The following is a 15,721-nucleotide window of genomic DNA, read 5'->3' on the forward strand; positions in this document are numbered from 1 at the left end:
TTCGGCTTCGGCTTCGGCTTCGGCTTCGGCTTCGGCAAATGCTGGCACAACCTCAGTATCAAATGCCAGAGCTGCAGGTGCGGCATCGGCAGCGATTTCCTCGCCATCGAGCGAGAGTTCGGCGCCACTTGCCTGCAATTCGCTCAACCGCGCCACTAAGCCCGGTGCAGTTGGTGGCACTTGCTGGTTGAAAATCATGCTCAGCATGATGTCGAGGGTGTTTACGGCATCGGCAAACAGGTCTTTATGCTCACCGGCTTCGGCACCCAGATTTTGCAGGCCATGCTCAACGGCGTAGGCCAGCTCACCCTGGGGGCGGAAGCCCGCTGTCGAAGCGATACCGCCCAGAGTATGGGCGGCTAGAATAAACTGTGGCTCGGTTTGATTGGTTTCCGCCAGCACGGCCACGCCATGCTGCAAGGCTGCGAGGTGTTTTTTGGCCTCATCGCAGAAGATGCCGAACAACACAGGCGACACAGCCACCACGCCAATTTGGATGTCGGTGTTTTCTTCGCTGAGCGCGGGCTCCTCGAGTGTTACTTCAGCCGCCGGCGCAGGCGCTTCATCTTCACCCGCTTCAGCCATACTCCGCAGGGTATTGGCCTCCAGCTCAATTGCGCTGCTCTCTACCGAGACATGCCCCTCTTTTTGCAACTGTTGTATCCAGTTACCAAAAGCGGTGTGGGTCAACTCCAGCAAGGCCAAGAGGCGTGGCGTGACTGGTTTTTCCAGCTGTAGCCATTTGTTCATCACCTGCTCGATCGACCAGGCCACTTCACCCAGTTGGAACAGTCCAACCATGCGGCCACTGCCCTTCAGGGTGTGGAAACTACGGCGGATGGTGGTGATGGCTTCGTGCTGCTGTGGATCGGTGCGCAGCACGTCAATATTCTGCTCAATGGCCGCCAGCACTTCGACCGCCTCTTCGAGATAGACCTCCAAGAGTTCGGCATCCATCGCCGCTTCAGAGACCGGCAGTGGTTTATTTTCAAGCACCGGCTCTGGCGCTTTCACTGCGACTGGCGCCTCAACAATACCCTGCACTTCCGGCTCGGCTTCCAGCGCCGCCAACGGGGCTTCTTCGATCAGAGCGGGCTGATCCTGCTCGCCTTGCAAGCGATGCAGCATCGGCAGCAATTGATTCTCTTCATCCCGTTTTTGCGCAAGATCATCGACATAGAAGCCCAATGCGGACAGCGCCTCAGCAAGCTCTTCGAGTTTGCTTTGTTCTGGCAGCTCTTCGGCTTCCATATAACTGGTGATCCGCAACAGACATTGATGGCATAGCTCAACCGCCTGCGGGCGATCCAGCATCATCAGTGCGCCTTGCACCTGATGCAGCATCGGCTCGATTTGCTCAAGCTGGTGGCGCTGCGCCGGGTCACGGAAGAATGCATCCAGAATTTCTTCGATGCTTTGCAGATTGCTGCGGATTTCATTCGACAGCTGACCCAGCAACATCCGCTCCTGAGCTTCGCGGCTCACTTCATCCAGCTGCGGTAATTCGTGGCTAGCCGCGGGGTCTTGCAAGCGTGCGAGCAGCGCATGAACTTGCTCGCTGAAATCTTCGGCCTGACTTGGGTAAATCAGCAGCGCATTTTCGGCCAGCAAGAGCCCGGTGGCGATTTCCAGCGCCAAGGTGTCGGCCGCTTGCGGGCTATCGCTTGCCGTTAGCAAACCTTGCAACAAACCTGCAAAGCCATCAATTTGCAGCGCTTCGCTCTTGGCCAACACTTGGCGCAAATGATGCTGCACTTGGCTGCGTTTTTCTTGATTACCGCTGGCTACCCGCGCCCACAGATCTTTGGCTTGGCCCAATTCGTCGCGCAAACTGCGCGCGAGCTGTTGCCCAGCAACGCTTTCGGCCGAGATGACGTCCTGCTCATTCGGCAGCATGGCCGCCAATTCAAACTGCTGCGCAAGACCTTTTGCCAGCGCGCTATCGGTATCGAGCTGGACCAGTACATACAGCAAATCACGGAATAAGCGCTCGGCCACCTTGCTTGAGCCATCGGCCAAACGCCGAATTTGCAAATTCAAGCGCAGCAGGAGCTGCTTAGGCTCAAGATCCAGCCCGGCGCGGTTAGTACCCAGGCCATCAATTACCGCCGCCGCGGTCCACCAGAAAGCACGCGGAATACTTGATGATTGGGCTTTGGCCAGCTCCGCCAAAGCGGCGGCCATCACTGGAGTAACCTGATTTTGCCCTTTCAGCCAGCGCAGCAGGCCGCTCTCATAGCGTTTGCGCTGCTCGCGGATCAGCGCGGTAAGCGCTTCGGCCGCCAGCGGATTGCTGGGCAAGCCCACGGGCAAATCCAGCATCAGTTGCGGAAAAAACAATTCCGCCCCTGAGGCACTGCCTTTGCGCAACTGTGCCAGCAGCCGGAAGGTTGGCAGCAGGCTCAGTGGAATATTCGGCATGCCAGCCATCAGCCGTTGCAGATACTGATTGATATCGGCCAGGCCTTGCTCAATGGTGGGCAAGCTTTCGGCGGTGAGATCGCCGCGCTCAAGGGCAAAAATCACCTGCTCAATTTCTTCGCAGAATCGCGCCACCCCAGTCAGCTCAACCAGCTCTAGCGCACCATAGGCTTGGTGCAAATAACTAGCGGCATGTTTGAGATGGGAAGCATCGGATTTATCCTTGAATTGCTGCAAGGATTGCCGGGCCTGAGCCAGCGTATTCTCGATTTCTGCGTTCACCCACAGCAACGAGCTTTTATCGAATTCAGTATGCATGCTCATGGCAGAATCCCATGAAAGAAGGGTTGAACCAATGGTTCAACCCTGTCAGATCAGAAAAAAATCAAGACAGCTTGAAGCCGGCCACCGAAGACTTCAGCTCAGAGGCCAGGCCAGTCAGCTCACCAACCGCTTCAGCCGACTGTTTGGTACCTTGGGTGGTTTGTTCAGTAATGGCCAAAATGTCACGCATGGTGTCGGTTACTTTGGCCGCCAGTGCAGTTTGACCCTCAGTTTCGTGGGCAATCGATTCAATCAGACGAGCCAGTTCACGTGATACGCGACCGATCTCTGCCAGCGCCGTACCGGCCGAGTCAGATAGTTTCGCCCCTTCCACTACCCCTTGCGTCGACACTTCCATCGCCGCTACCGCATCGTGGGTATCGGCCTGAATTGTTTTCACAATCGCGCCGATCTGTTTCGTTGCTTCACCAGAGCGCTCCGCCAGTCGCTGAACCTCTTCCGCTACCACCGAGAAGCCACGGCCAGCTTCGCCGGCGGCGGCAGCCTGAATCGCTGCATTCAAAGCCAGTACGTTGGTCTGTTCGGTAATGTCGGAGATCAACTCTACGATCTCACCAATCTCTTGCGACGATTCGCCCAGACGTTTAATCCGTTTTGCAGTTTCCTGAATCTGCTCGCGAATCTCGTTCATCCCTTTAATTTGGTTATTTACCGCATCCGCACCCTGCTCTGCGGCTTGCAGCGAGGTTTGGGCTACATCTGCCGATTGGGCGGCGGTGGATGATACGTCCTGAATCGACTGTACGATCTGCTCAACATTACGGTTAGTGGTTTCAATCTCGCGCGATTGACGCTCAGCGGCTTGCAGCAGCTGCTCAGAAATTTGCTGCGCCTGGGCGGTCGAAGAATTTACCTTGTCCGTCGCACGGTTAATCCCCGTAATCAGCGTCCGCAGCTCTTCAATCGTAAAGTTAATCGAGTCAGCAATCGCACCGGTCAGGTCCTCGGTTACCGAGGCACGAATCGTCAGATCACCATCGGCCAAGTCACCCATTTCATTCAGCAAGCGCAAAATCGCGTCCTGATTTTTGCGGTTCTCTGCCTCGGAGGCCAAACGACGTTTTACCGACTCTTGGTTGAATACCCGCACCAGTAACAGCAATGAGCCCAAAGCCAAACCAATCAACACCAGCTCCAAAGCACCCACAATAAAACCACCGGTTTTATTGTCATACTGGGTTGCAAGTTCAGCGGTATCGGTCAGCAGCTTATCCGAATCGCGCACAATCGCCTGATTAGCCAAGCGAGTATTCACCAAGGGCTGCATATTGGTAGAGAACGAAGCAACCACCACTTCAAAATCTTTAAACAGACTTTGAATCTGTTCGATTTTCTCTGCCAGTGCGGTGGTTTCTACCGCGCGAATTTGCAGCTCTTGATTGCCTTCGGCAAAGCCTTTCAGGATTTCTTTGAACGTCGATACGTCTTTACCCAAAAGGAATACCACCTCAGGGTTGATCAGCTCAGAAGCCAGCATCGCATTGGCGTTTTTCGACATCCGCTGCGACAACATCGACAGCTGATTGGCGTAATCAAGCTCCCGCGCGTTAGCACCGCCATCGGCCAGCATCGAAGTCAGCTGCTGGGTTTGCTCGAGTAGCTTGGCATCATTGACGTTAATACCATCCACACTCTTACCGATGGTAATCAGCTGGGGTTTTTGCTTAAGAATCGTATCTACCGTTGGCCGGCTTGGATTAGGGCGGTAAGACGCATTCCAAGTTTCGGTAATCTTGCCGATGAGCTCAGAGCCAGAAACTTGAAACAAATTCCAAGAGCCTTGGGCATCGGTCAGTTCGGTCAAGTTGGCATCGAACTTGGTATAGGCGTCTTGCAAAATGCCGAACGCTTCTTCATTACCTTGCACCGCCTGATTGGAAGCCCGTGCCAAACGCTGCGAAAGCATCTGCATTTCCGTCGCAATCGCTTGGTGGTTGGCATTGGTTTCCGCTGAGCGGAAAGACAAAAATGCGGTCAGTGCAAACAGCAGCAAACTGAGCACCATCACCAGCAGCAAGATGGCCATCTGTTGCCGTGATGGTAGATGCCCGATCAGCGGCAGCGGCTTAGCCAGCTGTGAAGTATCACCTTCCGGCAGGCGGATTTTGTCCAAGATCCACGTTGTTCTCGACGGATCGAACGATTGCTTTTTCGGTTCGGCCTTTCCAGCCTGATCGCTACCCGAAAAGAGCCCCTTGATTTTATCCACCACTCCCATTGCTGCCTCCCAAACCACACCCAATAGTGATCGTTTTTATGCAATACCTGTTTGCAAAAAGCTTGGCTGTTTCGCCAGCTCTTCAATAATTAGTGTTTTCCATTCTGCCCCTGCCGCATCTCGATACCGATCACCCAGCCAAGGTGGCGCATCGGTCGCCGCAGGCTCAGCGCTAAAATCGGCCAAGTGTTTCAAGCCCAGCATTTTATTGACTAGGATTGCCGCATGCGGCAAATGCCGAGGCTGCAACATTACCAGCCGCGACATATTGTTAAACCCAGGATGGCTCAAACCCAAAAACGCGGGCAGGTCAGTTACGCTGACCAAATTCCCGCGCACATTGGCGATACCCTTAAACCAAGGATGAGCCAGCGGCACCCCCGCGACCAAGGGCAGCGGCATCACTTCAGCGACGTCACCTAAATCCACCAGCCAGTTTTCCGTACCGATCTGAATCCCCAAGCGCGCATCGACCTGAGCCACTGCGGCAGCAGATTGCAAGCGGTCCATTACCCCTTGCTGGTACTCTCGCAAACTAATCCGTTTTGCCATGCTGAGCCCTACCTAGAATTACAGACTGGCAATTTTGCTAAGCAACTCTTGCGAATCCACAGGTTTTACTACGTACTCAACCGCTCCCTGGCGCTTCGCCCAGACCATATCGGTTTCTTGATTTTTCGAGGTACACATGATGATGGGGATATGCTTAGTCGCTTCATCGCGGCTGATGGTACGGGTAGCTTGAAAGCCATTCATGCCCGGCATTACCACATCCATCAGGATCAAATCAGGCATCAGGTCTTTGGTCTTGGCAACGGCTTCTTCACCCGATTCCAAAGTCATAATCTGAAAACCGTTTTTCGTTAGCAATTCACCCAAGAAATGACGTTCGGTTGGAGAATCATCAACGATCAGGATTTTTTTGATGGCCATTTCGGTTTATCCACAAAGTAAATTCAATCAACAAATTAGGCTAAGCCAGCGTGTGAGCGCACCGCAGTCAACAGGCTGTCTTTGGTAAATGGTTTGGTGAGGTATTCGTCAGAGCCCACCATGCGCCCACGTGCACGGTCAAACAAGCCATCCTTAGAAGACAGCATCACCACTGGGGTTGACTTAAAGCGCGGGTTCTTTTTGATCAAGGCGCAGGTCTGATAACCATCCAGACGCGGCATCATAACATCGACAAAAATGACATGCGGATGATGATCGGCAATTTTGGCCAAGGCATCAAACCCATCTTCAGCCAAGATCACTTCACATCCGGCCTGCCCTAGGAAGATCTCGGCACTGCGGCGGATGGTGTTGCTATCATCAATCACCATCACTTTAACACCCGCTAAACTCGACATCTCAACCTCCCCGATTCCATTGCCGCGCGCGGCACACGGCTGACACTGCAACGATAGCACAGGCGCTTTAAAGCGCGTGTTATCTAGTTGATTTTCTATTAAGGCTAAAATCTTATGCTGGCGGGAAGGATTTAGACAAGGCTAATACAGAAAGCGTAGAAAAAAAGAAACCCCAGCCGAAATTATCCTTGACTGGGGCCACATAGATGCTCCAAACGGAGCCCCGCTCAGGGAGGAAAAGCGGGAGGTGCAGGGGCGCACCTAGAGTTCAAAATAGCCGGACTGACTCATTAAGCAAGGAAATTTATTCCCCGTCCATCGGCTCTTTATCCTGCTCGGCTGCCATCGCAGCTGCAAACCAAGCCCCCACCACTTGCTCGACTTCATCAACACCCTGTTTTTTCAAACTAGAAAACAGCTGCACCGTGATATGCGGGTAATCGGCGAATTCTTTTTTCACCGTGCGCAGCGCTTGGGTTTTCTCTTGGTTATTGAGCTTATCAGCCTTGGTCAGCACGCAATGAATCGGTTTGCCGGTCGGCATAAAAAAATCGAGCATCAGCCGATCCAGCTCGGTCAACGGGCGGCGGCTATCCATAATCAGCACGAGGCCAATTAGATTCGGGCGGGTTTCCAGGTATTTACCCAAAAGTCCCTGCCAATGCAGGCGGATTTTTTCAGGCACAGCAGCATAACCATAGCCGGGCAAGTCCACCAGTCGCCGCAACTGGCCAAAATCGAAGTAATTGATATGCTGAGTACGACCTGGTGTTTTTGAAACATATGCAAGCCGAGTGTGATTGGCCAGCGTATTGATTGCACTGGATTTACCAGCATTAGAACGACCAGCAAAGGCCACTTCTAGCCCGTCGGGTGGAAGTGCTTTTAAATCATTGACGGTAGTGAGAAAAGTAAGGCCTTGAAATAGGGACATCTGAAAGCGCCATAGTGGTTTGTATCGGGGTCTTGCTATAGAATACCAGCATTTGATAGACCATCGTCGGCAACAACCGGACAAAAGTCCACCCAAAGCACCGACAAATACGCACAATTACGGGAGCGGATTTATGCGCAGCACGACTGTAGCAATCAAGCTAGCAGCACTTTTGATGATGGCGCCGGCAGTTTTCGCCGCCGGCAGCAAAGGCGACCCCAGCAAGGGCAAAGTGATCGTCGATCAAGTTTGTGCCGCCTGTCACGGCGTTGATGGCAACAGTGTCGCAAGTGCAAACCCGCGTCTGGCTGGCCAGCACCCAGAATACATTGTGAAGCAGCTACATGAATTCAAGACCCAAAAGCGTAAAAATGCCGTGATGCTGGGTATGGCTACCCCGCTGTCAGATGCCGATATGGCCAATGTGGCCGCTTATTTCAGCCAGCAAAAACCGAAAGCTCAAGGCGCTTCAAATAAAGAGTTGATCGAAGCCGGTAAGAAAATCTACCGCGGCGGCGTTGCCAGCAAAAACGTACCTGCCTGTATGGCCTGTCACGGCCCAGCAGGTTCAGGTATTCCTGGCCAATACCCACGCCTGAGTGGTCAACATGCGGCTTACACTGCGGCCCAGCTGACTGCATTCCGTGTCGGCGAGCGTAACAACAACCAGCCGATGAGCGAAATCGCCGCCAAATTGTCTGATCAAGAGATCAAAGCGGTTTCTGAGTACATTCAGGCACTTCATTAATCATTCGCGCAGGAACTTGCGGTTCCTGTTGCTTACCAAGAGGGGTCAAGGTCAGCACGACCTCTGCCCCTTTTTTAGTTTATGACCCAAGCTTCCCGCCATTTGCCCTTCCGCCGCGCCTTGTTTGACCTGCTGTCATCCATGCGCTTTGCCATCAGTCTGCTCACCATTCTGGCCATTGCGTCCATCATCGGCACCGTTTTAAAACAGAACGAGCCCTATGTGAATTACCGGGTGGAATTTGGTGAGTTCTGGTTCAGCATTTTCCAGCCTTTGGGGCTGTTTGATGTTTACCACGCCAGCTGGTTTCTGGTTATTCTGACCTTCCTCGTGGTATCGACCAGCTTATGCATCTGGCGTCACTGGCCGGGCGTTGTGCGCGACTTCAAAGGCTATCGCGAAAAAGCCAGCTTAAATTCGCTGCGCCTCATCAGCCACCACGCGGAACAAGCGAAGCGCCTAGAAACCAGCGCCGTTGAAAGTTACCTGCAACGCGAAGGTTATCGTTACAAAATCCGCCACGAGGGCGATACCACCCTGCTGGCGGCTAAAAAAGGCAGCTGGCAAAAACTGGGCTATCTTTTTGCCCACTTGGCGATTGTGGTGATTTGTATTGGTGGCTTGATGGATGGCAATTTGCCATTAAAACTACTGGAAACCTTTGGCCTGAAAGCCCCGGAAGTACGGGATATTCCACAAAGCCAGATTCCAGCCATCAGCCGGCTCGAGAGCAATAATCTGTCTTTCCGTGGCAATGTCACCTTAAGCGAAGGGAGCAGTGCTTCAGTCGTGTTTCTGAATGCCGGCAATGGCTATTTTGTGCAAGAGCTGCCCTTCGCGCTCAAACTCAAGAAATTCCATATCGAGCACTACTCCACCGGAATGCCCAAGCTGTTTGCCAGCGATATTGATGTGCTGGATCTACAAAGTGGCAAAGTCATCCAAAGCGGCACGGTGAAAGTGAATCACCCGCTGATCGTTGATGGGGTAGCCATCTATCAGGCCAGTTTTGGCGATGGCGGCTCGGGCCTGGAATTTATGCAATGGGATCTGGCCAGCGGCAAAACCAGCCCACTCAATACTCGCTCGCAAACCAATCAAGCCCTCACCTTAGCTGGCCGCAAATATCAACTGGAAGTCGGCGATCTGCGGCCGTTCAATATCGAAGATCTTGGCAAACCCGCCGAAGGCAGCACTTCGGCCGTCGCGGTGGATAAACTGCAAGAGCGGCTCGCCAGCGCGCAAGCCGTCACCAGCAGCAAAAATCTGCGCAACCTTGGCCCTATGGTGCAATTCAAATTGCGCGATGACACCGGCCAAGCGGTGGAATATCAAAATTATATGACTCCGTTTTTTGAAAATGGCGCCAGCTACTTTGTGACGGGTATACGTCGGGAAGTATCAGCACCATTTAGTTTCGTGCGTATACCCCTAGATAGCGACAATCAGATTGCCAGCTTTATCCGCCTGCGCCAAACCTTGCTCGACTCAAGCCTGCATGCCGAGATCGCTCGCCGCACCGCGGCCAAAGCCCAAGCGGGTGGAGGCGTGTCGGCACAAAGCCAAGCTCAGTTTGCCGAAGTCACCCAAACGGTACTCAGCCAATTTGCGCAAGGCGGCCTGCCAGCGATTGATCGCTTCTTGGCCGAAAAAGTCCCCGATGACAAACGCCAAGCCGTGGCGCAAACCTATTTAAAAGTCCTGCAGGGTGCGGTGATTGATGCCATGGATGTGGCCACCGGCCGCGCGGGCCTGCCACAGTTGCCGATGAATGAAGCCAACTATCGCTTTCTGATGGATAGCTTGGTGGCCACCAGCCAGCTGTTTGATTACGGCAGCCCGATTATCCTGCAACTGAATGGCTTTAACGAGGTCAAAGCCAGCGGCTTCCAGCTCACCCGCTCACCCGGCAAGAACGTGGTGTATCTGGGTTCGCTGCTGCTGATTCTGGGCGTATTCTGCATGTTCTACATCCGGGAAAACCGGCTGTGGGTGCATCTGAGCGAGCAAGGTACCTTGCTGGCGATGAGCAGCAATCGCAAAACCCCGGATCTGGATCGCGAATTTGCCCGCCACCAGCAACAACTGCTGGGGCAGAAACCTACCGAGCAAGAGTCTGACGCATGAATGCACTTACCCCCGCCCGCAACTGGGCCGACTATGGTTACGCGGCACTAATTGTGCTGGCTGGCTGCCTGACTTGGCAGCTCTATCACGGCTATCTGGATTATTACGAGCAAGGCATCTTGCTGGGGTCGGCCGCAGGCCTGATCTGGCTGGGCTGGTTCTGGAAACCCATGCGCTGGTACTTCCCGCTCACGGCCTTGCTGGCACTGGCGGCCATTGGCTTGTATCAGGGCGAGCTTGCCCGTGGGCAGAGCGCTTTCTGGCTCAAGTACATCCTGTCTAGCCAATCGGCGGTGATGTGGATGTGCGTGCTGTTTTTCTTGGCAATGTTTGTTTACTGGCTGGGCCTTTTTAAACGCTCGGCCACCGCGCTGCGGGTTGCCACTGGCCTAACCTGGGCCGCCGCCGTCATGGCCATGACTTCCAAGCTGGTACGCTGGTATGAAAGCTATTTGATCGGTGCCGACATTGGGCATATTCCGGTCTCGAACCTTTACGAAGTATTTATCCTGTTCTGCCTGATCACCGCGCTGATGTATCTGTATTACGAAGCGAAATTTCAGGCTCGCTCCATGGGCGCGTTTGTATTGCCGATTATCTGTGCGGCCGTCGCCTTTATCATCTGGTACACCTTTGATCGGCAGGCGCATGAAATTCAGCCGCTGATTCCGGCACTGCAATCGTGGTGGATGAAGATCCACGTGCCAGCGAACTTTGTTGGCTATGGTGCGTTCGCGATCGCCGCCATGTTGGGCATTGCTTGGCTGTTGGCCAGCCCGAAAGCCATCCAGCCCGCCACTCGCAAAGGCCTGCTGCTGGGCTCGCTGGCCGTGTTTGCACTCACGCTGCTTGCCCACCTGAATGCCGCCAGCCTCGCTAGCGACCCAAATAACCTCACCGGCGTTGGCTTTGCGGCGAAATTTGGCTATAGCATTGCCGGCCTGCTGCTGGTTGCCGCCAACCGTGGCCGCCTGCAACATGTCTTCCCTAAGCCCGACATGCTGGAAGAAGTGTCATACCAGGCCATTGCCGTCGGTTTTCTGTTTTTCACCATCGCCACCGTGCTGGGTGCAATGTGGGCGGCAGATGCCTGGGGCGGCTACTGGAGCTGGGATCCGAAAGAAACCTGGGCCCTAATCGTGTGGCTGAATTACGCCACCTGGCTGCATATCCGGCTGGTGAAAGGCTGGCGCGGTGAAGTGCTGGCTTGGTGGTCGGTGGTCGGGCTGTTTATTACCACTTTTGCCTTTATTGGCGTGAATATGTTCCTCTCCGGCCTGCACTCCTACGGCGGGCTGTAAACCAGAACCATTTGACGCCAACAGGCCACCCGCGGGTGGCCTGTTTCCATTTTGCAACAATCGTTTGAAACTGCCCGCCAGCCAAAAGCGCCAGCAAATCAGCGCAAAAGCCTTGTTAATACAGGCTTTGCATCATCATTTGCTTATTCTTGCGCCGCCGCAACATACCCCGGTAACATTTCCACACACCCACGGGTGCAAGGTCGGCGATAACATGTTCGCTCGCTATGCTGCTACGCCACAAAAAGGCATGTTTACACCATGGATAACAACACGCTATTCATCCGCACGGAACTCGGTAACCACGAGCTGCAAAACCGCTCGGCCGGCTTCCCGATCAAGCAGCGTCAACTGCTGTTTCTGATTGATGGCCAGAACCGGATCGCTGATCTGGCCGCTTTTAGCCCAAATCTAGAAGAGCTCAAACTCCGGCTGGTTAAGCTGATGGAGCTGGGTCTGATCGTTGAAGAAGGCGCGCGCCAGCCACCTGAGCGCCTGCCCAGCATCTTCGATCCAACGGTACAACCCACGATTCCACCGCCCGGCTCAACCCCGCTCAAAGGCCTGCCCAGCGCCAAAGCGCTACAGAATGTGCGCCGGATCATCAGCATGACCGACCAGACCTATCTGGGCGGCAAGCTGGAATTTATGCTGCAGGATGTATTTGATGTGATGAGCACACCGGAAGAGCTGCAGTTTTGTATTGACCGCTGGCAGCGCACCATGCGCGACGCCGGCCTCAACGACATGGCCGATTCGTATATGTGGCAGGTGCGCAGCGCGCTGAGCGATTAACGTTTAGCGACGCGGCGTCATGATCGCCGCCAAGAGTTGTGCTTCCAACAGCGCCCAATCGGGCGCTGTTGTGCTTTCTACGATCACCTCAAATCGACTATCGCGACGGTAGGCGCTAGGCGCGGCCCCCACCATTCCTTCCACCCAGTCAAAGCGATACCAGTCGCGCTCGGTCTGAAACACCCCTTTGGCCCGGCTCAAGCCCACCAGCCCAAGGTTATCGGGGGCTTGCAGCGCTTCAAACAAGCCCGCCACCTGAGCACTGGCAAACCAAGTCTCGGGCGAGAAAATCCAGCCGCAGCTATGCGAGCCAAGGCTGGATTGCGTTTTGCGCACCGGCCACACGAGGGGCTGCTCGCTGGCATCCGCAGCTGGAGCTGCCTTGCGGCGCGGCAGCAAACGATGCCCCTGCGGCGCTGCCACGGGCTCTGCTGGCCAGCGCTCGGGGTGCAATTCCAGATCCAACAAATCAGCCGCAAAAACGCCCTGCCGCGCTCGCTGTACAGCCAGTTTGGGCGGAAACTGGGCGGCCGCCATCTGCTCGGCCGCCGTGATTTGCGCCTCATCGGCCAGATCACATTTATTCAGCACCAGCACATCGGCCAATTGCAGCTGATCGCGCCACGTTTCGTGCGTGGTATAGCGGCTATCGGCCAGATGCCGCGGATCAAGCAAAGTGACAATCGCACGCAATTCAAAGGCGCTAGCGAGCATTGGGTCGCGCAATAAATCCACAATACCCGCGGGGTGTCCCAGCCCAGAAGGCTCGATTAATAAGCGCTGCGGACGAATACCCCTAGCTAACTTGGTGAGTGTGACCCGCAGCTGCGGGCTGGTGGTACAGCAAATACAGCCGCCAGGCACTTCCGCCACCTGCAAGCCCTCGCCCGCCGCCGACAGGCTCGCGCCATCAATCCCGACCTCACCAAATTCGTTCACCACAATGGCCCAATATTCATCGGCCGGTTTATTCGCCAGCAAATGCATGAGGGCGGTAGTTTTACCCACCCCGAGAAAACCGGTAACGATGTTGACAGGGATTGGGGCAGCGGTAGTGGACATAGCAGGCTCGGTGTTTATTCGGATTTCGGGGCCGGTTTGTGTTCGCGTTTCTTGCTTTCATCGGTATGCAAGAGGCTCATCGCTTGGCCACTTTGCCCGGCCAACAGCTTGGGCAACACGCTCAAGGCCTTGATCACGGCCTTATCGATTTCTTCCTGCTCTTCGCGCCGCGGCGGTTTCAGCACAAAATTAGCCACCTCGGCCTTATTGCCCGGATGCCCGATACCTAAGCGCAGGCGCCAGTAATTGGGCGTACCCAGATGGGCCTGAATATCGCGCAGACCATTGTGCCCGCCGTGGCCGCCGCCTTGCTTGAGCTTGGCCAGGCCAGGCGCCAGATCCAGCTCATCGTGTACGACCAAGATCTCGTCAGGCAGAATTTTATAAAACTGCGCCAGTGCCACCACCGCCAGGCCACTGCGATTCATATAGGTTTGCGGCTGCAATAGCCAAACATCATGGCCAGCCAGATTCACCCGCCCCACTTGGCCGTGAAACTTGCTGTCCTGTCGCAGCATAATTTTGCCGTCGCGGGCTAGCTCATCCACCAGCCAGAAGCCCGCATTGTGACGGGTGGCCGCGTATTCGGCGCCCGGGTTGCCCAGGCCCACAATCAATTTGATGCTCATGATTTCATACTCTTTGCACAGCCCGCCATCATAGCGCGAAGCGCCACGGCTCGCGATGCGAGCGAACATAAAAAAACCCCGCCGAGGCGGGGTGGGTTTGGCTACTGCCAACGGAGAAAAGCTTAGCCTTTCGCGCCGTTCAGCAGAGAAACCGCCAGGTCTGCACCGCGCAGCAGTGAAACCAGTTGTACGCCTTCTGGCAGAACCAGATCTGACAAGTGTACAGACAGGTTGCCTACAGCCAGGTTGGCTTGGTCAACAGTGATGTACTCTGGCAGTTTAGAAGCAGCACAACGAACCATTACTTCTTTCAGTACGTTGCTGATGCTACCGCCTTGCAGTTTAACGCCTTGGCAAGTATCGCCATTCACGAAGTGCAGAGGTACTTTCAGCTCAACAACGGTGTCGCTGTTTACGCGCTGGAAGTCAACGTGCAGTACTTGCTGTTTGAACGGGTGGTATTGCACCGCGCGCAGCAGAACTTGCTGAGCCGCTGCACCGTCAACTGACAGGTTGATCAGGGCAGTGTGGAATTTCTCGTCTTGCAGCGTGTAGTACATGCTGTTGTGATCGAGGGCGATAGCTTGAGGCTCGCCTGCACCGTAAACGATGGCTGGCAGTTGGCCAGCTTTACGCAGGCGGCGGCTCGCACCAGTACCCTGCAGTTCACGGGCTTTAGCTTGAATTTCGAAAGTCATTTTTAAAACTCCAGTTTGGATAACAACATACGCCCCCCGCGACCAGAGAAGCATATGATTCAGAGGGTATATCCTCAGAATGCTTTTACTACAAAGCCTGCAGGGCAATACCTACAGGCTGTATAAATCAATTAATCAACGAACAGGCTAGACACCGACTCTTCGTTATTGATGCGGCGCATGGTTTCCGCCAAGAGGCCCGCAATCGAAACAACGCGTACACGGCCGCTGGCTTGCGCTTCTTCCGACACCGGAATGGTGTCAGTCACTACGACTTCATCCAGCGCCGACTGCAAGATGCGCTCTACCGCCGCGCCCGAGAATACCGGGTGAGTGGCATAAGCCATGACCTTTTTCGCGCCGAATTTTTTCAGTGCTTCAGCGGCTTTACACAGGGTATTGGCGGTATCGATCATGTCGTCGATGATGATACAGGTGCGATCTTTCACATCACCGATGATGTGCATCACCTCAGCCACATTGGCTTTCGGGCGACGCTTGTCGATGATGGCCATATCCACACCCAGCTGTTTCGCCATCGCACGCGCGCGCAATACACCGCCCACGTCAGGAGAAACAATCATCAGGTCTTCGTGGTTTTTCGCGCGGATATCAGCCAGCAATACCGGTGTGGAATAAATATTATCCACCGGAATATCGAAGAAGCCTTGAATCTGGTCGGCGTGAACATCGACCGTCAACACGCGATCAACGCCGGCCACTTGCAGCATATTGGCTACGACTTTAGCCGAAATCGGTACCCGGGCTGAGCGCGGACGACGATCCTGGCGGGCATAACCGAAATAAGGGATAGCGGCGGTAATCCGGCCGGCCGAAGCCCGTTTCAGCGCATCCACCATCAGCATCATTTCCATGATGTTGTCGTTGGTCGGCACACAAGTGGATTGCAATACAAATACGTCACGACCACGGACGTTTTCCAGCAACTCCACCGTCACTTCTCCATCCGAGAAGCGGCCAACAGTGGCGCGCCCCAGAGAGATGTCCAGGTGATTCACTACACGCTCAGCAAGCCTTGGGTTGGCATTGCCGGTAAAAACCATGAGGCTGTCGTAAGCCATTTTCGATTC

General features: G+C 54.7%; 14 protein-coding genes. 4 read left to right on the forward strand and 10 right to left on the reverse strand.

What is annotated here, in order from left to right; all coding sequences use genetic code 11:
- The 6 genes from G482_RS20450 to yihA form a co-directional block, all read right to left on the reverse strand.
- The coding region (locus tag G482_RS20450; protein ID WP_034619737.1) for a FimL-related protein at positions 1-2,745 on the reverse strand (2,745 nt) is incomplete at its 3' end.
- Positions 2,746-2,806: 61 nt separating this feature from the next.
- A complete protein-coding gene (locus tag G482_RS0113065) occupies positions 2,807-4,984 on the reverse strand; it encodes a methyl-accepting chemotaxis protein (RefSeq protein ID WP_028450399.1) in 2,178 nt (725 codons plus the stop codon).
- 36 nt (positions 4,985-5,020) lie between these two features.
- Positions 5,021-5,494, reverse strand: a complete 474-nt coding sequence (locus G482_RS0113070) for a chemotaxis protein CheW (RefSeq protein WP_051259019.1) — start codon at positions 5,492-5,494, stop codon at positions 5,021-5,023.
- Positions 5,495-5,554: 60 nt separating this feature from the next.
- A complete protein-coding gene (locus G482_RS0113075; RefSeq protein ID WP_028450401.1) occupies positions 5,555-5,917 on the reverse strand; it encodes a response regulator in 363 nt (120 codons plus the stop codon).
- 35 nt (positions 5,918-5,952) lie between these two features.
- A complete protein-coding gene (gene pilG, locus G482_RS0113080; protein ID WP_028450402.1) occupies positions 5,953-6,336 on the reverse strand; it encodes a twitching motility response regulator PilG in 384 nt (127 codons plus the stop codon).
- Between the two features lie 304 nt (positions 6,337-6,640).
- Positions 6,641-7,270, reverse strand: coding sequence for a ribosome biogenesis GTP-binding protein YihA/YsxC (gene yihA / locus G482_RS0113085; protein WP_028450403.1), 630 nt, complete (start codon positions 7,268-7,270; stop codon positions 6,641-6,643).
- A 133-nt stretch (positions 7,271-7,403) separates the two neighbouring features.
- On the opposite strand from yihA, the gene G482_RS0113090 reads away from it, so the two are divergent.
- The 4 genes from G482_RS0113090 (at position 7,404) to G482_RS0113105 (ending at position 12,241) form a co-directional block, all read left to right on the forward strand.
- Positions 7,404-8,018 (forward strand): c-type cytochrome, encoded by a 615-nt coding sequence (locus tag G482_RS0113090; protein ID WP_034619738.1) that lies wholly within the window; start codon positions 7,404-7,406, stop codon positions 8,016-8,018.
- A gap of 81 nt (positions 8,019-8,099) precedes the next feature.
- Positions 8,100-10,145, forward strand: coding sequence for a cytochrome c biogenesis protein ResB (locus tag G482_RS0113095; RefSeq protein WP_028450405.1), 2,046 nt, complete (start codon positions 8,100-8,102; stop codon positions 10,143-10,145).
- Positions 10,142-11,446, forward strand: a complete 1,305-nt coding sequence (gene ccsB, locus G482_RS0113100) for a c-type cytochrome biogenesis protein CcsB (RefSeq protein WP_028450406.1) — start codon at positions 10,142-10,144, stop codon at positions 11,444-11,446. Before G482_RS0113095 ends, ccsB begins: the two co-directional genes overlap by 4 nt.
- A gap of 261 nt (positions 11,447-11,707) precedes the next feature.
- Positions 11,708-12,241, forward strand: coding sequence for a hypothetical protein (locus tag G482_RS0113105; protein ID WP_028450407.1), 534 nt, complete (start codon positions 11,708-11,710; stop codon positions 12,239-12,241).
- A gap of 3 nt (positions 12,242-12,244) precedes the next feature.
- Here the strand turns inward: G482_RS0113105 and G482_RS0113110 are convergent, their stop codons facing one another.
- From G482_RS0113110 to G482_RS0113125, 4 genes are all read right to left on the reverse strand, one after another.
- Positions 12,245-13,303, reverse strand: a complete 1,059-nt coding sequence (locus G482_RS0113110; RefSeq protein WP_028450408.1) for a CobW family GTP-binding protein — start codon at positions 13,301-13,303, stop codon at positions 12,245-12,247.
- Between the two features lie 14 nt (positions 13,304-13,317).
- Positions 13,318-13,932, reverse strand: a complete 615-nt coding sequence (gene pth, locus G482_RS0113115; RefSeq protein WP_034619792.1) for an aminoacyl-tRNA hydrolase — start codon at positions 13,930-13,932, stop codon at positions 13,318-13,320.
- A gap of 122 nt (positions 13,933-14,054) precedes the next feature.
- Positions 14,055-14,630 (reverse strand): 50S ribosomal protein L25/general stress protein Ctc, encoded by a 576-nt coding sequence (locus G482_RS0113120; RefSeq protein WP_028450410.1) that lies wholly within the window; start codon positions 14,628-14,630, stop codon positions 14,055-14,057.
- A 131-nt stretch (positions 14,631-14,761) separates the two neighbouring features.
- Positions 14,762-15,712 (reverse strand): ribose-phosphate pyrophosphokinase, encoded by a 951-nt coding sequence (locus G482_RS0113125; RefSeq protein ID WP_028450411.1) that lies wholly within the window; start codon positions 15,710-15,712, stop codon positions 14,762-14,764.
- Positions 15,713-15,721: the final 9 nt, after the last annotated feature.

Source organism: Chitinibacter tainanensis DSM 15459, assembly GCF_000429785.1.
GTDB classification, from domain to species: Bacteria; Pseudomonadota; Gammaproteobacteria; order Burkholderiales; family Chitinibacteraceae; genus Chitinibacter; species Chitinibacter tainanensis.